The 20410-nt window shown below is 65.5% G+C and carries 20 protein-coding genes and 1 pseudogene; 13 read left to right on the top strand and 8 right to left on the bottom strand.

What is annotated here, in order from left to right:
* Positions 1 to 22: 22 nt before the first annotated feature.
* Complete coding sequence (locus tag ACVILL_RS21980) at positions 23 to 1315, bottom strand: adenylosuccinate synthase (RefSeq protein ID WP_456730950.1); 1293 nt, start codon at positions 1313 to 1315, stop codon at positions 23 to 25.
* 350 nt (positions 1316 to 1665) lie between these two features.
* On the opposite strand from ACVILL_RS21980, the gene ybaK reads away from it, so the two are divergent.
* The gene (ybaK, locus tag ACVILL_RS21975) at positions 1666 to 2148 is read left to right on the top strand and encodes a Cys-tRNA(Pro) deacylase (RefSeq protein WP_456730949.1); all 483 of its coding nucleotides are present in this window, start codon (positions 1666 to 1668) and stop codon (positions 2146 to 2148) included.
* Between the two features lie 57 nt (positions 2149 to 2205).
* Here ybaK and ACVILL_RS21970 read toward each other — a convergent pair whose 3' ends face one another.
* The 3 genes from ACVILL_RS21970 to ACVILL_RS21960 are packed head-to-tail and all read right to left on the bottom strand — an operon-like array spanning position 2206 to position 4443.
* Positions 2206 to 2424: a hypothetical protein gene (locus ACVILL_RS21970; protein WP_456730948.1), complete on the bottom strand. Its 219-nt coding sequence runs from the start codon at positions 2422 to 2424 to the stop codon at positions 2206 to 2208.
* Positions 2425 to 2462: 38 nt separating this feature from the next.
* Entirely contained in the window at positions 2463 to 3827 is a 1365-nt protein-coding gene (locus ACVILL_RS21965) for a cytochrome P450 (protein ID WP_456730947.1), read from the bottom strand.
* On the bottom strand, positions 3787 to 4443 hold the full coding sequence (locus ACVILL_RS21960) for an acyl-homoserine-lactone synthase (protein WP_456730946.1): 657 nt from the start codon (positions 4441 to 4443) through the stop codon (positions 3787 to 3789). The genes ACVILL_RS21965 and ACVILL_RS21960 overlap by 41 nt, the downstream gene beginning before the upstream one ends.
* A gap of 81 nt (positions 4444 to 4524) precedes the next feature.
* Between ACVILL_RS21960 and ACVILL_RS21955 the strand changes: the two genes are divergently transcribed.
* From ACVILL_RS21955 to ACVILL_RS21935, 5 genes are all read left to right on the top strand, one after another.
* Positions 4525 to 5298 carry a helix-turn-helix transcriptional regulator gene (locus ACVILL_RS21955; RefSeq protein WP_456730945.1) on the top strand — a complete coding sequence of 258 codons (774 nt, stop codon included), beginning with the start codon at positions 4525 to 4527 and terminating at the stop codon, positions 5296 to 5298.
* Positions 5299 to 5480: 182 nt separating this feature from the next.
* Positions 5481 to 5867 (top strand): hypothetical protein, encoded by a 387-nt coding sequence (locus ACVILL_RS21950; RefSeq protein WP_456730944.1) that lies wholly within the window; start codon positions 5481 to 5483, stop codon positions 5865 to 5867.
* Between the two features lie 203 nt (positions 5868 to 6070).
* Positions 6071 to 6997 (top strand): DMT family transporter, encoded by a 927-nt coding sequence (locus ACVILL_RS21945; protein WP_456730943.1) that lies wholly within the window; start codon positions 6071 to 6073, stop codon positions 6995 to 6997.
* Between the two features lie 82 nt (positions 6998 to 7079).
* The gene (locus tag ACVILL_RS21940) at positions 7080 to 7889 is read left to right on the top strand and encodes an MlaD family protein (RefSeq protein ID WP_456730942.1); all 810 of its coding nucleotides are present in this window, start codon (positions 7080 to 7082) and stop codon (positions 7887 to 7889) included.
* A gap of 107 nt (positions 7890 to 7996) precedes the next feature.
* Entirely contained in the window at positions 7997 to 9151 is a 1155-nt protein-coding gene (locus tag ACVILL_RS21935) for an alpha-hydroxy acid oxidase (RefSeq protein WP_456734328.1), read from the top strand.
* Positions 9152 to 9265: 114 nt separating this feature from the next.
* Here ACVILL_RS21935 and ACVILL_RS21930 read toward each other — a convergent pair whose 3' ends face one another.
* A complete protein-coding gene (locus ACVILL_RS21930) occupies positions 9266 to 9670 on the bottom strand; it encodes a hypothetical protein (protein ID WP_456730941.1) in 405 nt (134 codons plus the stop codon).
* A 74-nt stretch (positions 9671 to 9744) separates the two neighbouring features.
* On the opposite strand from ACVILL_RS21930, the gene ACVILL_RS21925 reads away from it, so the two are divergent.
* Complete coding sequence (locus tag ACVILL_RS21925; RefSeq protein ID WP_456730940.1) at positions 9745 to 10368, top strand: TetR/AcrR family transcriptional regulator; 624 nt, start codon at positions 9745 to 9747, stop codon at positions 10366 to 10368.
* Positions 10369 to 10464: 96 nt separating this feature from the next.
* On the opposite strand, the gene ACVILL_RS21920 is transcribed toward ACVILL_RS21925, so the two are convergent.
* Entirely contained in the window at positions 10465 to 10866 is a 402-nt protein-coding gene (locus ACVILL_RS21920; protein WP_456730939.1) for a DUF1330 domain-containing protein, read from the bottom strand.
* 131 nt (positions 10867 to 10997) lie between these two features.
* On the opposite strand from ACVILL_RS21920, the gene ACVILL_RS21915 reads away from it, so the two are divergent.
* A complete protein-coding gene (locus tag ACVILL_RS21915; protein WP_456730938.1) occupies positions 10998 to 11840 on the top strand; it encodes a metal-dependent phosphohydrolase in 843 nt (280 codons plus the stop codon).
* Between the two features lie 177 nt (positions 11841 to 12017).
* The gene (locus ACVILL_RS21910; RefSeq protein ID WP_456730937.1) at positions 12018 to 12989 is read left to right on the top strand and encodes a DMT family transporter; all 972 of its coding nucleotides are present in this window, start codon (positions 12018 to 12020) and stop codon (positions 12987 to 12989) included.
* Between the two features lie 18 nt (positions 12990 to 13007).
* On the opposite strand, the gene ACVILL_RS21905 is transcribed toward ACVILL_RS21910, so the two are convergent.
* Positions 13008 to 13964, bottom strand: a complete 957-nt coding sequence (locus ACVILL_RS21905; protein WP_456730936.1) for a LysR family transcriptional regulator — start codon at positions 13962 to 13964, stop codon at positions 13008 to 13010.
* Positions 13965 to 14099: 135 nt separating this feature from the next.
* Between ACVILL_RS21905 and ACVILL_RS21900 the strand changes: the two genes are divergently transcribed.
* Both ACVILL_RS21900 and ACVILL_RS21895 read left to right on the top strand, forming a co-directional pair.
* Complete coding sequence (locus tag ACVILL_RS21900; protein ID WP_456730935.1) at positions 14100 to 14483, top strand: nuclear transport factor 2 family protein; 384 nt, start codon at positions 14100 to 14102, stop codon at positions 14481 to 14483.
* A 258-nt stretch (positions 14484 to 14741) separates the two neighbouring features.
* Positions 14742 to 15713, top strand: a complete 972-nt coding sequence (locus tag ACVILL_RS21895; RefSeq protein ID WP_456730934.1) for a Bug family tripartite tricarboxylate transporter substrate binding protein — start codon at positions 14742 to 14744, stop codon at positions 15711 to 15713.
* Positions 15714 to 15889: 176 nt separating this feature from the next.
* Here the strand turns inward: ACVILL_RS21895 and ACVILL_RS21890 are convergent.
* A pseudogene (locus ACVILL_RS21890) lies at positions 15890 to 17575 on the bottom strand (methyl-accepting chemotaxis protein).
* Positions 17576 to 17845: 270 nt separating this feature from the next.
* On the opposite strand from ACVILL_RS21890, the gene ACVILL_RS21885 reads away from it, so the two are divergent.
* A complete protein-coding gene (locus ACVILL_RS21885; RefSeq protein ID WP_456730933.1) occupies positions 17846 to 18889 on the top strand; it encodes a C-terminal binding protein in 1044 nt (347 codons plus the stop codon).
* Between the two features lie 139 nt (positions 18890 to 19028).
* Positions 19029 to 20375, top strand: a complete 1347-nt coding sequence (locus ACVILL_RS21880; protein ID WP_456730932.1) for an ABC transporter substrate-binding protein — start codon at positions 19029 to 19031, stop codon at positions 20373 to 20375.
* Positions 20376 to 20410 lie beyond the last annotated feature (35 nt).

The raw sequence follows: 20410 nt of genomic DNA, 5'->3' as shown, positions 1-20410 counted from the left end.
GTGGGATATAGGTAATATCCCGTTAAGCCTCGAACGGATTCTGTACCAGAATTGTATCTTCACGTTCCGGACTGGTGGATAGCAGGGCGATCGGACACCCCACCAGTTCCTCGACCCGGCGGACATATTTAATGGCCTGGGCCGGCAGTTCCGCCCAGGACCGCGCATTGGCCGTCGGCTGCTTCCAGCCCTCGATGATCTCGTAGATCGGCTCGACCCGGGCCTGCGCGCCCTCGCCCGCTGGCAGGTGGTCGATTTCCTTGCCGTCGAGCTTGTAGCCGATGCAGACCTTGATGCTGTCGAACCCGTCGAGGATATCGAGCTTGGTCAGCGCCAGCCCGGCAATTCCGCAGGTGCGGACGGTTTGCCGCACCAGCATCGCGTCGAACCAGCCGACCCGGCGCTTGCGCCCGGTGTTGACGCCGAATTCCTTGCCGCGGCGGCCGATTTCCTCGCCGATCTCGTCGTGCAGCTCGGTCGGGAACGGACCCTGGCCGACGCGGGTGGTGTAGGCCTTGCAGATGCCCAAGACATAGCCGACCGCGCCCGGGCCGAGGCCGGTGCCGGTCGCGGCCTGCCCCGCCACCGTGTTGGACGACGTCACATAGGGATAGGTGCCGTGGTCGACGTCGAGCAGCGCACCCTGCGCGCCCTCGAACAGGATCCGCTTGCCCTCGCGACGCTTGAGGTCGAGCAGCCGCCACACCGTCTCGGCATAGGGCAAAAGCTTCGGCGCCATCGCCGACAGCTCGGCCAGGATGTTCTTGCCGTCGATCTCTTCCAGGTTGAGGCCGCGGCGCAGCGCGTTGTGGTGCGCCAGCAGGCGTTCGATCTTGTGCGGCAGGGTGTCGAGGTCGGCGAGGTCCATCAGGCGGATGGCGCGGCGACCGACCTTGTCCTCATAGGCCGGGCCGATGCCGCGGCGGGTGGTGCCGATCGAGGTGATGGCGTTGGAGGATTCGCGCAGGGCGTCGAGTTCGCGATGCAGCGGCAGGATCAGCGTGACGTTCTCGGCGATCCGCAGATTGTCCGGTCCGACCGCGACGCCCTGCCCCTTCAGCTTGGCGACCTCGTCGAGGAAGGCCTGCGGATCGAACACCACGCCGTTGCCGATCACCGCCAGCTTGTTCGGGCGCAGCACGCCGGAGGGCAGCAGCGCCAGCTTGTAGGTCTCGCCGTTGATCACGAGCGTATGGCCGGCATTATGGCCGCCCTGGAAGCGCACGACGATGTCGGCCTGTTCCGACAGCCAGTCGACGATCTTGCCCTTCCCCTCGTCACCCCACTGGGCGCCGACGACGACAACATTGGCCATTGCGAAGATGTTCCCTTCAGGTGTTTCAGAGACCATGATCACGGCGAAAACGCGTCCGCCCACAGCGATCATGCATTGATATGCCCAGCCCAAATCACGGCGCCCGGCCGCGCGCACGCAAGGCGCCTACCGGATAAAGGAAGCGGGTCGGCTGCGCAAGCAAGAACGGGGTCATTTGCGCCTTTTAGACGAGCTACAACCCTTTGATATCCCCTGAAAATTCCATATCGCGCCGGTCGGCGCCGGGCTGGCGAGAATTTAATGTTACGGCCGCGTGACGTCAGGCGTGCTGCGGATTGATCGCAGCTTCCATTGCGGCGATCATTCACCTGGGTTAACCGGCGGAGCCCATGCCCAATTCGACACCAGCAACGATGGCGCTCAGGAAGCTAGGCCTCGCCTTCAAGCTTCACACCTATGTCTACGATTCCAGCGCCGAGAGCATCGGGCTGCAGGCGGCGGAGGCGCTCGGCGTCGACCCCAACCGCATGCTCAAGACGCTGATGGCGGAGGTCGACGGCAAGCCGGTCTGCGCCGTGGTGCCGTCCGACTGCGAGGTCAGCATGAAGAAGCTTGCCGCAGCGCTCGGCGGCAAGTCGGCCAAGATGATGCGCCCGGCCGATGCCGAGCGGCTGACCGGCTACCATGTCGGCGGCATCAGCCCGTTCGGCCAGAAGAAGAAGGTGCCGACCGCGATCGACGAGACTGCCCTCACCCACGTCACCGTCTTCGTCAATGGCGGCCAGCGCGGCCTGCAGATCGAGATCGATCCGAACGACGCTGCGCTCGCCGCCGGCGCCATGATGAAGGCGCTGGTGGCGACGCAGGACTGATCCCAAGACTGATCCCGAGATTGATCCAGAGGCTGATCCTCGGACCGACCGCCGCGATCAATGCGAGGATTTGTCCCTGGCAAACTCCGCGCCGACGAAGTCGGACAGGCCGGTCAATTCCTCCGCCGAAATGTCGTTGACGTTGAGCCGCAGCTGCATGATCGCGAGGTCGAGCAGATGTGCGGCGAAGCTTGCGCCGGCCGCCCTCACGATGCTGCGCTGCTCGATCAAGACAGCGATGACGTCGCGCAGACTGCGCACTTGCACTTGATCCATGGCCCTTTGCCCGATGCTGGCCGTTGTTATCTGAGTTGTCATTGGGATACCGATTGTAGTGTGCTGATGGACGCCGCGCTGGCGGCTGGGATGTAGGGCAGGCGCTCGGCTTCCTCGCCGAGATGCGGGATGCGGGACGGCAGCTCGCGAACCTCGATGTCGATCGTCATCGGCGGCGGAATCAGCGTCACCGAGGCTTTCGGCCACGGCGCCGGATTCGGGCTGACACCGGTGAAGCGATAGGCCGCGGCGATCTCGAGCGCGAGCAGTTGCAGCTCGAGCATCGCAACCCCCATGCCGGCGCAGGCGCGCGGACCGGCGCCGAACGGGATGTAGGCGTCGGTGTTGTAGCGCCGCGTCATCAGGAAGCGGTCCGGATCCGCGAAATGCCTGGGATCGCGCTGCAATTGCCACGGGCAGATCAGCAGCGAGGTGCCGACCTTGAGCTCGCGCCCGCCGATCGTCACCGGCTGCATCACCTCGCGCGAGAACCACCAGGCGCTGGGATAGAGCCGGCAGACCTCCTTGACCAAGGTCGCGCTCAAATTGGCACGCTTGACCGCGTCAAGCCGCAACTCGCCGTCGTCGCCAAGGCACTCCGCCGCCTCATCGGCAATGTCGTCCATCAGCGCCGGATCGGCCGCCATCTGGTAGAACATCCACGCCGCGGTCGAGCCGGTGGTGTGATGGCCGGCCAGCAGCAATGTCAGGATTTCGTCCTCGAGATCGCGATCGCTCAGGCCGAGCGCCTCGAGATCGCGCAGCGCGCTGCTCGAGCCTGCCTTGCGGCGCAGGCGCTGCACCACCGTCGACATGGCGAGCTTGGCACAGACCCGGTTCTTGCGACGCCGGTACCAAGCCACCGGACCGAACGGCAACGCGCGGAACATCTCCTCGGCCAGATCGTCCTCGATCGCGCCCACGGCCTGAACCAGGGCTTCCTCGTCGCCGGACGACATCACTTGGGAGCCGAAGATCGCGACGCAGATCGTCCGCAGCGCCAGCATCGCGGTGACATGGTGCGGATCGAACGATCCGAGCCGCGCCAGGCTGGCGCCGACCGCGCGGATCTCGGCGCACATATGCGGCAGGAATTTCTCGACGCTGCCCTTCGCCATGTGCTTCTGCAGCACGGTGCGCCGCCGCTTGTGCTCCTCGCCGCTCAGCATCAGCGAGCTGCGGCCGAGCACCGGCGTCAGCTTCTTGATCAGCTTGCCCTTGCCGATGTCGGTCTCCGGCGCCTTGAGGATCGGACGCAGCAGATCGGGATCGTTGACCAGGAAGACGGGCGCGGGACCGAGCCGCAACGGCACCAGCCCGAGCGCGGCCTCGTTGCCGCGCGTCAGCAACAGACGCAGCGGATCACGCTGGAATGCTCGAACGTCCGAGAACATATGAGGCATCGTGGATCTCCATTTGCCGTCCAAGGTCGAGGAATTTGGTCAGGCCGGGATTGTCGGCGAGGCCAAGCGGGATTTCTCCGGCGAGCGCCGTCAGCGGGCGGCCGGAGCGGTCATCGCCGATCACCTGCGGCGGGCCGTAGCGGTGGGTGTGGATGCCCATCCGGGCGAGGAAGCGCTCGTAGGTGAGGTCGGCCATCGCCACCAGCGCCGACGCACCGCGCAGCTCGGCAAAACGAAACATCAGCGCATAATTGACCCGCGCGGCGGATGCGGTGGCGGCGCCGGGCAGCACGCCGAAGCGGCTGATTTCCCAGGCGTCACGGCGACTGGGGAAACGGCGCTGCGCCAGCTGCGGGAAGACCGACTTGGTGAGATAGGGATAATCGGTGCGGATCGCCCGGAAGCCGCCGACGAGCTCGACGCCGGAGAACAACAGGCAGTGTTCGGTATACCAACAGTCGAACTGATCGCGTTCGACGTCTCCGATCGTGGTCAGGAGCCAGCCGCAATGATCGACGAACAGGCGCTTGCGCAGCCGCAACATCGCCTCGACATGCGCCGGATCAAGCTCTTCCCGGGTGATGAGTGCATGATAGCCGTCCAATGAATAAAGCATTTGCCCCGTCCTCCAAATGCGGCAACATCTGGGACAAAAGGGGCTAACTGTGGTACCCCCGAAAACCGGGGGTTTTTGCCAATGGGCCTGGTAGACGCGATTTCGACCATCGAAGCGTCAGACAGCATCAACGAGCTCAGCTCGTCACTGCACCGTATTGTCCAGAACTATGGCTTTTCGGGCTTCGCCTTTGTCGATGCCGGCCGGCCTGACCTCGATCTGCCCTACCATATCGGCACTTTTCCCGATGCCTGGAAGCGTGCGTATGTGCAGAATGAATTCGTCCATGCCGACCCGGCGCTGGCGCGGTCGCGACGCACCAACACGCCGTTCAGCTGGAGCAGCCTGAAGCTGCCGGAGCGGAGCGGGCACAAGCGCGCGCCCGAGGTCAAGACGATGGATGCCGCCCGCGAGTTCGGCTTCAGGGACGGCTTCGTCGTGCCGTTCCACTATCGCGACCGGGTCGGCGCCGTGCATTCGAGCTCGACGGTGTTCTTCTGGGAGGACGAGCAGCGCGACTTCGACAAGCTATTCATCTGCCATCGGCATGAACTGCATCTCTTGATGATCTACTGGGTGCAGCGGGCGATGGACATCGTCAACCGCGACCAGCGCAATGCGCCGACCATCCTGAAGCCCGCCGACGCCGCCGAGACCATCAAGCTGACGGGGCGGGAAAAGGAGGTGATCGCCTGGGCGGCGCGCGGCAAGACCGTGGCCGACACCGCGCAGATCCTCGGCATCTCGCCGGAGACGGTGGAGGGCTTCATCAAGCAGGCGCTGCGCAAGCTCGAGGCATCCAACAAGACGCACGGGGTGGCGAAGAGCATCGCGCTCGGGATCATCGACTTGTGAGCGGCACCGCGGAGCCATCGCGGCACGGCCGGGCAGCTTCTGCGCCCACGGCATCGCCGCGCGAAGCGGAAACGCCGTGATATGTGGCGAGGTCACAGATCCGGGTTGGATTCACCCCACCGATCACCCCCTGATTGCATTCGCACACGGTCTTGATAAAAAGGCTAGGGCCTGAACGCACCATGAGCACATCGCAGGACGACCGGATCGATCAACTGGTGCAAGCGCGCTGGCGCGAGATCGGCCTGTCGCAGGCAGATCTCGCCGAGATCCTGTGCGCCGGGGCCGCCCTGCAAAAGAACGGTGTGACCGGCACGGTGAAAATCGATACCGGCCGTCTGGCGACCGTTGCCGAGATGCTCGGGATCGCCGCCGACATGCTCAATCGGCCGCCCGCCACACCCGCGCAGGCGCAAAGCGGCCAGGCGGCGGAATCGCTGCAATCCCTGCTCGAACTGCGCATGCTGCGGGTGTTCCGCGATGTGCAGGATCCCGACACCAAGCGGATCCTGATCGAGCTCGCCGAGCAGATCGTCAAGCGCCAGACCACGCCGCCCGATGCCGGCTAGAGCATGATCCGGACCGGAAGAGCCGCGTCAGCGCACAGTGCGAGGGGGCTCCCGGAAGGGGGCCTTCGCGCATGGTCGCGATGCGTCTATCCCCATTGATGGAATGGCGGAATCCGTGTCTGTGACAGGGGCCGGGGCGATCCATTCCGGCCCGGCGCAGCCTGCCGGGCGGGCCGCGGCGTCGTGAACCCGGGCCTCATCGAATGTCTGCCTCCGATTCCACCACAACGCCTGCGTCCGGCTCCTGGATCGCCAACCAGCCGTATCTCTTGCTGTGCATCACCGCGATGTGCTGGGCCGGCAATGCGATCGTCGGCCGGCTTGCCGCCGGCCACATTCCGCCGGTGACGCTGTCGTTCCTGCGCTGGTCGGCGGCCTTCCTGATCATCCTGCCGTTTGCCTGGAAGCACCTCGTCCGCGACTGGCCCGTGATCCGCAACAATCTCGGCATCATGATGCTGCTGTCGGTCACCGGCATCAGCGCCTTCAACACGCTGCAATACTGGGCGCTCGAGCACACGCAGGCGCTCAACACGCTGCTGCTGCAATCGGCGGCGCCGCTCGTCGTCGCGCTGTGGTCGCTGATCCTGCTCGGCACGCGGCTGACGCTGGCGCAGCTCTGCGGCGTGTTGCTGTCGCTGTGCGGGGTGCTTGTCATCCTGCTGCATGGCGATCTCACCACGCTGTCGAAGATCGACTTCAACAAGGGCGATCTGATCTTCACCGTCGCGCTGGTGATCTTCGCGCTGTATTCGGTGCTGACCTTGAAGCGGCCCAAGATCCACGGCCTGTCGGTCGCGGCCTTCACCTTCGGCTGCGGCGCGCTGTTCCTGATCCCGTTCTTCATCTGGGAACTCGGCGCGCGTCCGGTGATGCAGCTCACCACAAACAACCTGCTGTCGCTGTTCTATGTCGCGGTGTTCCCCTCGACATTGGCCTATCTTTGCTTCAATCGCGGCGTGCAGCTGATCGGCGCCAACCGGGCCGCGCCGTTCTTCCACATGGTTCCGGTGTTCGGCACCGTCATGTCGATCGTGTTCATCGGCGAGCATCCGCAGGCGTTCCATTTCATCGGCTTCGCGCTGGTGCTGGCCGGCGTGTTCGCGGCGTCGCGGAAGCAGTCGGCCTGATCCGGCCGGCCGGAGGTGCGGTGACTATCGGCAGCAAATCCGCTATCTCTCGACGCCTGCTTCGCGGACAGGTCCCAAACGCATGGCGCGCGCCAGCAATCTCTTGATCGGCACCCTGACGCTGGCCCTGATCGCCGGCTCGCTCGGCGGCTGGCTGGGCTATCAGCGCTATGCCGGCATCAAGCGGATGGTGCCGTTCCGCGTCATCTTCGAGGGCTCGGCTTCCGGCTTGCGCCGCGGCGCCAGCGTCAACTTCGCCGGCGTGCGGATCGGCGAGGTGGTCTCGATCAGGCTCGACCGGCACCGCGTGGTGGCGATGACGCGGATCGACGGCACCGTTCCGATCAAGAAGGACACCCAGGCCGGCCTCGAATTCCAGGGTCTCACCGGGATCGCCTCGATCTCCTTCACCGGCGGCGCCGAAACTGCTCCGCCGCCGGCGCTCGGCGCCGACGGCATTCCCGAACTGACCGCCGACGCCGACGGCACGATGGGCATCCAGGAGAAGCTGCGCGTCGCGCTGCGCAATGTCGATCGCGTCATCACCGAGAACGAGGCCGACATCAAGGACTCGCTGCTCGGGCTCGAGAACTTCACCAATTCGCTGTCCGGCAATGGCGAGCTGATCGCCGGCTTCATCGACGCCGCCGACGACGGCATCAGCGCGGTTGACGCCAAGCTGACCTCGGCCGACAAGTTCCTGAAAAGCTTCGGCAGCGACAAATATGGCGGCGAGCTGCTGCCGACCGTGATCTCGCTGCGCGAGCTGATCCAGAGCTTCGACAAGAAATCCGGCGCCATGATCGCCGAGACCCGCAGGACGCTCGGCGACGTCAGCCAGTCCGTCAACAAGTTCAACGAGAAGTTTGTGCCGCCTGCCGGCAGACGCTAACCTCGCGCTCCGGCCAAGAACCAAGAACAACGGAAACGTTCCCTATGCACGACCGCACCGCTGCGCTCTCGCCGCCTCCCGCAACCGTCAGCCGCGCCGCGCCCGCGGTGCCCCGGCATTTGCGGCGCTATCTCACGCTCGACGATTTCGAGCCGCAGGCGCGGCGGCTGCTGCCGAAATTCCTCTACGGCTACATCTCCGGCGGCGCCGAGACCGATATGGCCCGGTCAGACAATCGCAGGGCGTTCGAGGAATACGGCTTCGTGCCGCGCGTGCTGCAGGACGTGTCCGGCCGCGACCAGACCACGACGCTGTTCGGCAAGAGCTACGCCTCGCCGTTCGGAATTCCACCGATGGGCTCCTCGGCGCTGTGCGCTTATCGCGGCGACATCGTGCTGACGCGCGCAGCCGCTGCCGCCAACGTCCCGATGATCCTCTCGGCCTCCTCGCTGATTACGCTGGAGGACGTCCGCGCTGCCAACCCGCGGGCCTGGTACCAGGCCTATCTCGCCGGCCTGCCCGAGCGGATCGAGCCGCTGGTCGATCGCGTCGCGGCGGCCGGCTACGACACCTTCGTCGTCACCGCCGACGTGCCGGTGCCGCCGAACCGCGAGAACAACATCCGCAACGGCTTCCAGGTGCCGCTCGAGATCACCCCGCGGGTTTTCTGGGACACCATCACCCATCCGGACTGGCTGCTGAACACCTGGGCGCGCACCGTATTCAACCACGGCATGCCGCATTTCGAGAACATGGACGCCAAGCAGGGCCCGCCGGTGCTGTCCAAGAATTTGATGCGCAACATCGGCAGCCGCGATCAGCTGGCCTGGAAGCATGTCGAGCTGATCCGCAAGCGCTGGCGCGGCAAGCTCGTGGTCAAGGGGCTGATCTCGCCGGAAGACGCCCGGCTGGCGCGCGAGCACGGCTGCGACGGCGTGATGGTCTCCAACCATGGCGGCCGCCAGCTCGACTACACCGTCTCCGGCCTGCGCACGCTGCCGGAGATCGCGGCACAGAAGGGCGGCATGACCGTGATGGTCGATGGCGGCATCCGCCGCGGCACCGACGTGATCAAGGCGCTGGCGCTCGGAGCGGATTTCGTCTGGGTCGGCCGCCCGTTCCTCTATGCCGCCGTGGTCGCCGGCGAGGCCGGCGTGTCGCGCGCGATCTCGCTCTTGCATGCCGAGATCGACCGCGACCTCGCCCTGCTCGGCATCCGCAGCCTGAACGAGATCACCCCCGACCTGGTGCGGAAGTTCTAGAGCGTGATGAGATCAGGTCGAGCTGGAGCGGCGTCGAAACTTCACTTCTCCCTTGGGAGAGGTGAACCAAGACCTCGCCAAGCCGATTCAACCCAATCTCATCGTGCTCGAGGCTCAGGCATAGCGCGCCGCGCCCATGCAGAGCGCGGTGATCGCGAGCAGCCCCGCCGCGATGCGCTGTGCCACCGCCAGCCGGGACCGCGCCGCTGACGGATCACTCGCGCTGCTGCGGAGCTGCCGGACTGCGCCGCCGCCGACGATGATCTGCACGGCAATCGCGGCAAGCGCCGCGATCGCGCCGCCGGCCAGGATCTGCTCCGACAACGCGAACGAGCCTTCATGGACCAGGCGCCACAGCGTGGCGCCGGTCACGATCGCAACCGTCGCGGCGCCGATTTGCGGCAACAGCAGCTTTTCGCCGCCGAGGCCGCCGGTGCGCGCCAGGGTGAAGCTCGAGCCGGCCCAAAACACCGATGACAGGACGTGAAGAGACAAGGCTATGATGAGGGCGGTCTGCATGATCTCGCTCCGAACGGCATTGGAAATTAGATATACATAATGTATAATCAATCTGACGAAAGCAAGGCAAACCGATGCCGCCGCGCAGCTATGTGAGCCCCGTCCGCAGCGCGGCCGCCGCCGAGACCCGTGAGCGCGTGATCGAGGCTGCCTCGCGGACGCTGCGCGAGGGCGAGAGCATCGCGCGCTTCTCGCTGGATACGGTGGCGAAGGCGGCCGGGGTGACGCGGCTGACCGTCTACAACCAGTTCGGTTCGCGGCGCGGGTTGCTCGAGGCCGTGTTCGACGAAATCGCGCGCCAAGGCGGCCTGCACCAGCTCGCCGACGCCATGACGACGGCCGATCCGCGCGCCGCGCTCGACCGCATGGTCGAGATCTTCTGCGGCTTCTGGAGCCGCGACTCCGCGGTCGGACGCCTGCACGACGCGATGGCGACCGATCCCGAATTCGCCGAGGCCGTGCGCGAGCGCAACGAGCGCCGCCGCCGCGGCCTCACCGGATTGATCGACCGCATCGCGGGCAAGAGCGCGCCGGCGCAGGCCCGCAAGGATGCGGTCGACCTGATCTTCGCGCTGACGAGCTATCCGACCTTCGCGTCGCTGAGCGCCGGGCGGTCGAGGGACGAGGTCTGCCGCGTCGTGCAGGCGGCCTGCCATACGGTGCTGGCACCGCTCACCCTCTCAAACCCGTCATCCTGAGGAGCCGCGAAGCGGCGTCACGAAAGATGAATCGGCCACACTCGGGCCGTCGACCCTTCGAGACGGCCGCGTTGCGGCCTCCTCAGGGTGACGCTGCTATGTAGGCTTGAACTTACTGTAGGCCTCGCGCGTCGCGATGATGACGTGCTCCTCGCAGCCGTTGCGGCGGTGCGGGTCGCAGCGGGTTTCGTAGTCGGCCGAGGTCATCATGTCGATGAAGGCGGCGACGTTCGGGTAGTAGACCAGCGCGAGATAGTCCCAGCGCCCGCCGGCCGGCTCGCCCAGCGCGACCGTCTCGGCATTGCCGGTCCAGAGCAGCGTGCCGCCGCGCGCCTTGATCATGGGGACGGTGAGCGCGCTGTAGCGCAGATAGGCATCCCAGCCCGAGCCGTCGCCGTCGAGCGAGCGCGCGCGAAACCGCATCAGATTGACCATCACCACCGGAGCCTTTTGATCCAGCTCGTTCAGGCCTTCGACGTTCAAGAGATCGACACCCATCACCCGCTCCTGCCAATGGTCGTATCGGTCCGGCCGGATCGACCCGGCCGCAACGATTATGTCACATCGCGGGACTACCCTGAAATGCTGGCAGGCCGTAAGCTCACCACCCGATCTCGGAGGTCAATGCCGTGATGACCCTTCCCGAACTTGCGGCCGACGCACTCGGCAAATTCCTCGGCGAATACATGCAGCGCCGGTTCGGCTCGCAGAACCAGCTGGTGGAAACGGTGCCCTCGATCGCGCGGATCGCGCTCGAATGCATCGGCAACAGCGACGCGCTCTATCACAATGTCGAGCACACCATGCTGGTCACGCTGGCCGGCCACGATATCCTGCGCGGCCGCGCGTTGCACTCGCACATGAGCGCCGAGGACTATGCGCATGTCATCATCGCCTGCCTCACCCACGACATCGGCTATGTGCGCGGGCTGTTCGAGGCCGACGACCAGGACGGCTATCTGGTCGATACCGATGGCCGCAAGGTGATCCTGCCGCGCGGCTCATCGGATGCGGCGCTGATGTCCTATCATGTCGACCGCTCCAAGATCTTCGTGATGGAGCGGATCAAGGGCGTCGCCCAGCTCGACAAGGAACGCATCGCGCGCGCCATCGAGGGCACGCGCTTTCCGCTGACCGCCCCCGACGACGATGAGGACTTCGGCGACGAGGCCACCCTGCTGCGGGCCGCCGACCTGATCGGCCAGCTCGGCGATCCTCATTACATCCGCAAGGCCAACGCGCTGTACATCGAATTCGAGGAGGCCGGACTGAACCGCCAGCTCGGCTACGATTCGCCGGCCGATCTCGTCGATCTCTATCCGCGCTTCTACTGGGACAGCGTCGCGCCGCATATCCAGAAGGCGATCCGCCACCTCAACATCACCTCCAGCGGACGGCAATGGATCGCCAATCTCTACGGCAACGTGTTTCGCGCCGAGCGCGACATCTCGCTGTCGGGGCCGCAGAGATAGGTAGGGCGTGCCGGGCCACGCGCAAGGACTATCCCCGTCATCCTGAGGAGCGCGTGCCGCGCTCCTCAGGATGACGGGATTCAGTTCTGCGTTGTGGGTGACGACACGCGGCGCATGGCTCCAATCCGCGCTTTCGTCTTGTGGCGACGGCGGATTCGGGCACAACATCACCCAATAATGACCGTCTTGCCCGCACCCGCACCCGCAACCACCCCACGCCGCTCGCCGCTGCACTGGCTCAACAACCAGCCCTATCTGCTGCTCAGCCTGACGTCGCTGTTCTGGGCCGCCAACATCGTGCTGGCGCGTCATGTCGGCAGCCATGTGCCGCCGATCACGCTGACCACGATCCGCTGGTTCGGCGTATTCCTGATCCTGCTGCCGTTCGCCTGGCCGCATCTGAAGCGGGACTGGCCGAAGCTGCGCAGCGCGCTGCCGCTGATGCTGCTGTTGTCCGCGGTCGGCTTCGCCTTCAACAACGCGATCTCCTACTGGGCCATGCAATATACCGAGGCGCTGAACGCGCTGCTGATCCAGTCGGCGGGGCCGCTGTTCGTGGCATTGTGGTCGCTGGTCCTGTTCGGCGTGCGGCTGACGCCGGCGCAGCTTGCCGGCATCGCGATCTCGCTGGCCGGCGTGCTGACCATCATCCTGCGCGGCGACTTCTCGGCGCTCGCCAGCATCTCCTTCAACCGGGGCGACATCATGTTCGGCGCCTCGCTGGTGTCGTTCGGGCTTTATTCGGCGCTGATCCCGCGGCGGCCGAAAATCCATCAGCTCTCGCTGATCTCGTTCACCACCTGCTGTGGTGCGATGATGCTGCTGCCGGCAGCCGCCTGGGAATTCGCCAACGGCGTGACGCTGAAGCTCGACCTTCTGACATTTGCCACGCTGGCCTACACGCTGATCTTCCCGTCGACGCTCGCCTATCTGTTCTTCAACCGCGGCGTGGCGCTGATCGGCCCGAACCGCGCCGCGCCGTTCTTCCATCTGGTGCCGGTGTTCGGCTCGGCGATGGCGATCCTGCTGCTCGGCGAGACGCTGGCGCCGTTTCATCTGATCGGCTACGCGCTGGTGCTCGCCGGCGTCATCATCGCCTCGCGGCAAGGGTCGGCTAAGGGGGCGGCGAAGGGGTCGGCGAAGGGCTAACTGCCGCCGAGGATATGGCTAGCCTACCTTGCGCAAGCCAACGGATTTGCGTGGGGAATGGGGCTTTGCCGCCAGCGTTTCCGTGATGAAGTCGATGAACCGCCTCACCTTGGCCGGCACGTGGTTACGCGAGGCGTAGTAGACGTAGAGCGGAAAACGCTCGTCGGGCCAGTCCGGAAACAGCTCGATCAGCGCGCCGCTCTTCAGGTGATCGTCGAGTCCGATATCGATCACCTGCGCGATGCCGAACCCGGCCAGGCAGGCGCCGAGCTTGGTTCCTGAATCGGTCACGGTGAGCCGCCCGTTGACAGCGACCGGCACGACCTCGCCGCCGCGCCAAAACTCCCAGTCGAAGGGACGCCCGGTCGCCGCGTCGATGGCGTGGATGCACTGGTGATCGCGGCTCGCCAGCTCCCGCGGATCAAGCGGCCGGCCGTGTCGTTCGAGATAGATCGGCGAGGCCACGGTGAGCACGCGCGCATCGAGGACGCGGCGCGCAATCAGCGCCGACGGCGCCGGCTCGCCGAAACGCACCGCCAGATCGAAACCGTCGCTGACCAGATCGGCGATCCGGTCGCGGGTCTCGATGCGCAGCTCCATGCCTGGATTCTGCAGCAGGAACTCGCTCAGCTTCGGCGACAGCACCATGCGGGAGAACAGCGGGTCGACATTGACCCGCAGCCTGCCGCGGACCGCATCGCGCGCTTTCGAGGTCTCCGCCGCCGCCTCGCCGATCCCGGCCAGATGCGCCGCAACCCGCTCGACCAGCGCGCGTCCTTCCTCGGTGAGCTCGACGGCGCGGCTCGTGCGGTGAACCAGCCTGGCATCGAGGCGCGCCTCGAGCTTGGCGATCGCCTTGCTGACCCCGGATTGCGTCATACCGAGCCGTTCGGCGGCGCGGCCAAAACTGCGCGCATCCGCCAGCGCGGCGAGCACCACCAGGCCGCCAACCAGCCGACCGTCAACTTCATCCATGCCGATGCCTCTCAGTCATCCAAGAGATGACCGCCCAGTCGTAGCACTCCGCCACCATATCGGCCACTGTCGGGGCAGATCACCGGTTCGATCCGGTGAGGCCACCACCACATCATCGCCTAAGGAGATTTTGCAATGAGCGACATCCGGGCCATCGCATCTGCGATCGATGGATATTTCGACCTGATGTATGACGTCGACGATAGCCGGTTCCGTGACGTCTTCTCGGATGCCTGCATCGTGCACGGCATCCGGGACGGCAAGCACACGGTAAGGTCGGCCGCGGAATTCCGCGACTTCATCCGCAGCCGTCCGTCGCCGGCATCGATGAAAGCGCCGCGCGAGGAGGCCATCATCAGCATCGACCAGACCGCGCCCGATCTGGCCGTCGCCAAGGTGCGCGTCCGGGCCGGCCAGAGCGGCTTCATCGACCATCTCGTGTTTCATCGGATCGACGGCCGCTGGCTTATCACCACCAAGGCCTTCCACGTCGCGCAGGTCTTCCCGGCGGGATCGTAAGGCTCTCACGGCCAAGTTTTCGGAATATTAGAAATATGACACTGATTTGCCCGACGTGTCAAGTCGGGTCGTTCGCCGGCCGTCACCGGCTCCTTTGCATGGGGTTGTTTTCGATATTTTTGGCAGCGCCCCCCGGCGACGGACCGTGAGTGGCAACTGCGGCGAAAGGCTGCTCCCGGCACGGCTTCCGCGGCCATGGCGGCCGGGCTAGCTTCGGCCGCAATGGGCCTGTTCGGGCCCGCGCGGGGGGACGACGACATGGGATTGAGACGATACTGGTGCCTGGCGACCGCGGCCGCCGCCGTGCTCGCGGCGATGTCCGGCGCGGCATTTGCCGAGCCCTATCCGACCCGCAACATCACGCTGGTGCTGCCGTTTGCGGCCGGCAGCGGCACCGACACCACGACGCGGCTGATCTCCAAGGAGCTCGGCGTGGCGCTCGGCGTCGGCATGGTGATCGACAACCGCGCCGGCGCCAACGGCTCGATCGCGGCGAACTATGTCGCCCGCGCCGCGCCCGACGGCTACACGCTGTTCGTCACCACCAACACGACGCACTCGGCCAATCCGTATCTGCTCAAGACCATGAACTACGATCCGATCAGGGATTTCACCCCGATCGCGCGCACCGGCGACCTGCCCTTCATGCTGGTGATCCATCCCGATATCCCGGCGAACTCGGTCGCCGAGCTGATCGCACTCGCCAAGAAGGAGCCGGGCAAATACTCCTATGCCAGCGGCTCGTCGTCGGCGAGCGTCTCCGGCGCGACCTTTGCCCGCCTCGCCGGCATCGACCTGTTGCATGTGCCCTACAAGAGTTCGCCGCCCGCGCTGACCGACGTCATCGCCGGCCGCATTTCGATGATGTTCATCGACGTCCCGACCGGGTTGCCGCACGTCAATGCCAAGGCGCTGAAGCCGCTCGCCGTCACCACCAAGCGGAAGTCGGCGCTCTTGCCGGACCTGCCCACGATGGACGACACCGTGAAGGGCTTCGATATCACCTCCTGGCAGGGCTATCTCGGGCCAGCCAACATGCCGAAGGACGTCGTCGTCAGGCTGAACGCGGAGATCCGCAAGATCATCGAGCGGCCCGACATCAAGAGCCAGCTTGCCGAGCGCGGCATGGAGGCATTCTCCGGCACGCCCGAGGAGTTCGAAGCATTCCTCAAGGAGCAGCTCGTGCTGTGGGAAAAGCTGATCGCCGACGCAGGGATTGAGAAGCAGTAGGCGAATGGCTGTCATTGCGAGCCACCCGGTCGGCGCGAAGCGCCGCCGGATGACAGGCTCCGCGAAGCAATCCATCCGTCCGCTTTGGGAAAGATGGATCGCTTCGTCGCTTCAGCGCAAAATTGCTTTGCAATTTTGTCGCGAGCTCCTCGCAATGACGTACGGTAGAGTCGGCCTTACGCCGCGCGCACCTTCTGCAGGAACTCGTCCACCGCATTGCGCAGCATGCCGGACTGGGCGTCGAGCTCGCGCGCATTCGACAGCACGTCGCCGGCCGCGGTGCCGGTGGCGGCGGCGGCTGACGTGACGCCGCCGATATGGGCGGAAATCTCGCTGGAGCCGGCTGCGACCTGCTGGATGTTGCGCGCGATTTCGCGCGTCGCGTCACCCTGCTGGTCGATCGCGGTCGAAATCGAGGCCGTGATCTCGCTCATCTGCGCGATGGTCGCCGTGATGCCGCCGATCGAGGTCACCGCCTCGCCGGTGGAGGCCTGCATCGCGGCGACCTGCGCCGATATCTCCTCGGTCGCCTTGGCGGTCTGGTTGGCCAGCGCCTTCACCTCGGACGCGACCACCGCAAAGCCGCGGCCGGATTCGCCGGCGCGTGCCGCCTCGATGGTGGCGTTGAGCGCGAGCAGATTGGTTTGCGCAGCGATCGAATGGATCAGCTTGACCACCTCGCCGATCTTCTCGGCGCCGGTGGAGAGCGCCTGCACGGTGGCGTTGGTGCGCTCGGCATCGGCCACGGCCTTGCTTGCGACCTCGCTGGAGCGCGCCACCTGGCGGGAAATTTCAGCGACCGAGCTCGAGAGCTCCTCGGCCGCCGCCGCGACGGTGCCGACATTGTTGGACGCGCTGTCGGAGGCGGCGCCCACCGTCGCGGCGCGCGCACTGGCGTCGCTGGCGGTCGCGGTCATCGACTGCGCCGTGGTCTGCATGCCGGCGGCGGCGGAGGCCACCGTGCGGACGATGCCGTTGACGCTGCGCTCGAAATCGCTCGCAAGGCCCTGCATCGCGCTGCGGCGATCGGCCGTGGCGCGCGCCTAGGTCTCGGCCTCGGCCTGCTCGAGGTCGCGGATACGGATCGCGTTGTCCTTGAAGATCTGCACGGTCGCCGCCATCCCGCCGACCTCGTCGCCGCGGCCGACGCCCGGAATGTCGCCGTCGAGCTTGCCGTCGGCAATGTCGCGCATGCGGCTGCCGAGCAGGTTGAGCGGACGGGAGATGCTGCGGCCGATCAGCCAGGCAACCGAGCTCGAGATGATGCCGATGCCGAGGATCGCGAGGCCGAGCAGCCAGGCGATGGGGCGCATCTTGGCGTCGATGTCGTCGAGATAGGCGCCGGTGCCGAGATACATGTCGAACCCGGGGACCGCGACCGCGTAGCCGAGCTTGCGGATCGGCGTCTCCTGGCCGGGCTTCACGTATTCGTAGAACAGCAGGATGTCGCCCTTCGACTTCACGCCGTCCATCAGTTCCTGCGACAGCTTGCGGCCGTTGGTCACGACGTCCATGCGGTTGGTTCCGACCTGCTTCGGATCGGGCGCCAGCACCGTGATGCCGCTGTAATCGGTGCCGAACAGATAGCCCGAGCCGTTGTCGTAAGTCATGGCGTTGGCGCGCTTGCCGAACTCGGCCAGCGCGGCCTCCTTGGTCATCTTCCCGGCGTCGACCTCCTTCTTCAGGCTCGCCGCCATGTTCTTCGCCATCTCGACGATGGCCTTGGCCTGGTCGATGCGAGCATTTGTCATCTCACGCTGCATCAGCTGACCGGCGAGGATGCCGGCCGTGCACAGACCAAGGAGGGTCACCCCCACCAGAATGCCGAGCTTGGGGGTGATCTTCATATTTGACAGCTTCACGGGGATCTCCAGAAGAGGTGGGGAACGCGACGCGATTGGCGGATTGATTCCGCGCACCGTAATGTGAGACCCTTTACCTGATGGTTACGGAGGTTCCCCGTAGAAGCCCGGAGAATCGGGCCGCGGACCAACCGGCAATTGTGGAGAGAGCAGCGCAGCTCGCGTACAAATACGGGAAGCGGTGATGCAAGCCGCGCTCCAAGAAGCAAGAACATCAAGAAGCAAACCAGCAAGAAGCAAGAACAGAAGACCTCAGATCGGGAGCAGACAATGTCGAAATTCAGGGTGGTCACGCCGAAGGGCGCAAGCTTTACGGTCGCCGGCGGCGGCTATGATTACGAGCGGGAGGCGCTCGATCCGATCGGCGCCGAGATCGTCGAGGCGCCGGCCAACGAAGCCGAGTTCATCGCCGCCGCAAAGACCGCCGACGCGATCTACGCCAAGGGCATGCCGATCACCAAAGCGGTCATCGATGCGCTCGAGAACTGCAAGGTGATCACGCTCGGTAGCGTCGGCGTCGACTCGGTCGACGTCAAGGCTGCGACCGCGCGCGGCATTCCCGTCACCAACATCCCCGATACCTTCATCGAGGAGGTCGCCGACCACGCCATGATGCTGCTGCTCGCCGGCTTCCGTCGCCTGATCGAACAGGACAAGATGGCGCGCAGCGGCCGCTGGGCCGAGGGCCGTCCGGCGCTATTGAAGATTCCGCGGCTGATGGGCCAGACGCTCGGCTTCATTTCGTTCGGCCGGGTCGCCCGCGCGGTGGCCAAGCGCGCCGCGCCGTTCGGCCTCAGGATGGTGGCCTACGATCCCTTCATCCAGGAAACGCTGATGTACGACCACGGCGTAATCCCTTCGACGCTGTCGGAGGTGCTGTCGCAGTCGGATTTCGTCTCGATGCACGCCCCGGCGCGGCCCGAGGTGCACCATATGCTGACCGAGAAGCATTTTCGCCAGATGAAGAAGTCGGCCATCTTCATCAACACCGGCCGCGGCGCCACCGTCGACGAGGAATCCCTGATCAAGGCGCTGCAGGAAGGCTGGATCGCTCATGCCGCGCTCGACGTGCTGGAAAAGGAACCGCCGTCGCACAACAACCCGATGCTCGGGATGGACAATGTTACCTTGACCGCCCACGTCGCCTCGGCATCGGCACGTTTTGACGAGGCGCGCAAGCGCCGCGTGGGCTACGAATTGTCACTAGTGCTCCAAGGCATGTGGCCGGTAAGCTGCGTCAACCCGTCGGTGCTGCAAAACACCGCGCTGCGCCGCTGGCAGCCCGTCAGCATGGATCGCGGTCCGAACAGCTAGACGGAGCGCACTTCTCGCGCGAAGGGCTCGTCTCGCTGGCGACACGAGCCCTTTGCGCGGCGGGCGCGCCGAGACCACAAGACCCTTCACCGACGGCCAACGACGGGAAGGAACGATAAAAACAGGGAGTGCAAACGACATGACGTACGAGGTCACGCGTCGCGACGCGCTGGCGCTGGGGGCTTCCGCGGCGGCACTGGCAATCACCGGCGCCTCGGCGCAGGAAGCGTCGAAGGTCAAGGCTGCCGACGTGGCGGCGCCGTCGCTGCCGATCGAAAAGGGTGCGAGCCTGCGCATGCTGCGGCCGGTACGCTTCGTCCAGGCCGACGAGGACGTGTTCCGCGCCAATGCCAAGACATTCACCGACAAGACCGGCGTCGAGATCAAGGTCGACTTCGTCGGCTGGGAGGACATCAACCAGCAGACCGCGGTGACCTCGAACTCCGGTGCGGGTCCCGACATCATCATCGGCTTCGGCGATGCGCCGCACATCTATATCGACAAGCTGATCGAGCTGACCGATGTCGCCGACTATCTCGACAAGCGCTACGGCGGCTGGCTCGCGCTGGCAAAGCGCTACGGCATGCGCTCGAAGTCGAAGAGCTGGATCGGCCTGCCGTTCGGCGCCTCGGGCGGCCCGCTGGTCTACCGCAAGTCGCTGGTCAATGCGGCCGGCTACGACAAGGTGCCGGAAGACCATGCCGGCATCCTCGAACTCTGCAAGAAATTGAAGGCGGCCGGCAAGCCGGCGGGCTTCGCGCTCGGCAACGCCGTCGGCGACGGCAACGGCTTCGCCAACTGGCTGCTGTGGTCGCACAACGCCGCGCTGCTCGATGAGGAAGGCAATATCATCATCAACAGCAAGGAAACGGTTGCCGCGCTGAAATACCTCAAGGAGCTCTATCCGACCTTCATCGCCGGCACGCCATCCTGGAACGACGTCTCCAACAACCGCGCCTACTCGTCGCAGGAGATCGGTCTGACCGCCAACGGCGTCTCGCTGTACTTCTCGCTGAAGAACGATCCCGCGACCAAGGCGATCGCCGAAGATACCGCGCATCAGTTCCTGCCCAAGGGACTGGCATCGACCTCGCCGATGTCGGGCCTGACCTTGAATGCGATGGTGTTCAAGCACAGCCCCTACCCCAATGCGGCGAAGGCGTTCCTGCAATTCATGCTGGAGAAGGAGCAGTACGAGCCCTGGCTCAACGCCAACTCCGGATACTGGTCGCAGCCGCTCGCAGCCTACGCGGACGCTGCGGTGTGGTCGGGCGATCCCAAGGTCTCGATCTTCAAGGAGACGATGAAGAGCGCCTACTACAACGGCTACAAGGGACCGATCTCGACCGCGACCGGCGCCGTCACCGCCGACTACGTGCTGGTGCAGATGTGCGCCTCGGTCGCGACCGACGCGGCAACGCCCGAGGCCGCCGCCGCGGAAGCCGAGCAGCGCGCCAAGCGCTACTTCCGGCGGCAGAACCGGTAACGGCGGTCATTGAACTGCGAAACTTAAATCAACCG

The sequence above is a fragment of the Bradyrhizobium sp. USDA 3364 genome (assembly GCF_054056355.1).
This window is presented reverse-complemented; position numbering and strand designations above follow the sequence as displayed.

Bases quoted from the DNA above. Each gene is read 5' to 3' on its own strand.
- ACVILL_RS21880 (WP_456730932.1), top strand. From the start codon at position 19,029: ATGACGTACGAGGTCACGCGTCGCGACGCGCTGGCGCTGGGGGCTTCC.
- ybaK (WP_456730949.1), top strand. From the start codon at position 1,666: ATGCCCAATTCGACACCAGCAACGATGGCGCTCAGGAAGCTAGGCCTC.
- ACVILL_RS21950 (WP_456730944.1), top strand. From the start codon at position 5,481: ATGAGCACATCGCAGGACGACCGGATCGATCAACTGGTGCAAGCGCGC.
- ACVILL_RS21905 (WP_456730936.1), bottom strand. From the start codon at position 13,964: ATGGATGAAGTTGACGGTCGGCTGGTTGGCGGCCTGGTGGTGCTCGCC.
- ACVILL_RS21980 (WP_456730950.1), bottom strand. From the start codon at position 1,315: ATGGCCAATGTTGTCGTCGTCGGCGCCCAGTGGGGTGACGAGGGGAAG.
- ACVILL_RS21895 (WP_456730934.1), top strand. From the start codon at position 14,742: ATGGGATTGAGACGATACTGGTGCCTGGCGACCGCGGCCGCCGCCGTG.
- ACVILL_RS21960 (WP_456730946.1), bottom strand. From the start codon at position 4,443: ATGCTTTATTCATTGGACGGCTATCATGCACTCATCACCCGGGAAGAG.
- ACVILL_RS21920 (WP_456730939.1), bottom strand. From the start codon at position 10,866: ATGGGTGTCGATCTCTTGAACGTCGAAGGCCTGAACGAGCTGGATCAA.
- ACVILL_RS21955 (WP_456730945.1), top strand. From the start codon at position 4,525: ATGGGCCTGGTAGACGCGATTTCGACCATCGAAGCGTCAGACAGCATC.
- ACVILL_RS21900 (WP_456730935.1), top strand. From the start codon at position 14,100: ATGAGCGACATCCGGGCCATCGCATCTGCGATCGATGGATATTTCGAC.
- ACVILL_RS21940 (WP_456730942.1), top strand. From the start codon at position 7,080: ATGGCGCGCGCCAGCAATCTCTTGATCGGCACCCTGACGCTGGCCCTG.
- ACVILL_RS21965 (WP_456730947.1), bottom strand. From the start codon at position 3,827: ATGCCTCATATGTTCTCGGACGTTCGAGCATTCCAGCGTGATCCGCTG.
- ACVILL_RS21885 (WP_456730933.1), top strand. From the start codon at position 17,846: ATGTCGAAATTCAGGGTGGTCACGCCGAAGGGCGCAAGCTTTACGGTC.
- ACVILL_RS21945 (WP_456730943.1), top strand. From the start codon at position 6,071: ATGTCTGCCTCCGATTCCACCACAACGCCTGCGTCCGGCTCCTGGATC.
- ACVILL_RS21930 (WP_456730941.1), bottom strand. From the start codon at position 9,670: ATGCAGACCGCCCTCATCATAGCCTTGTCTCTTCACGTCCTGTCATCG.
- ACVILL_RS21925 (WP_456730940.1), top strand. From the start codon at position 9,745: ATGCCGCCGCGCAGCTATGTGAGCCCCGTCCGCAGCGCGGCCGCCGCC.
- ACVILL_RS21970 (WP_456730948.1), bottom strand. From the start codon at position 2,424: ATGGATCAAGTGCAAGTGCGCAGTCTGCGCGACGTCATCGCTGTCTTG.
- ACVILL_RS21910 (WP_456730937.1), top strand. From the start codon at position 12,018: ATGACCGTCTTGCCCGCACCCGCACCCGCAACCACCCCACGCCGCTCG.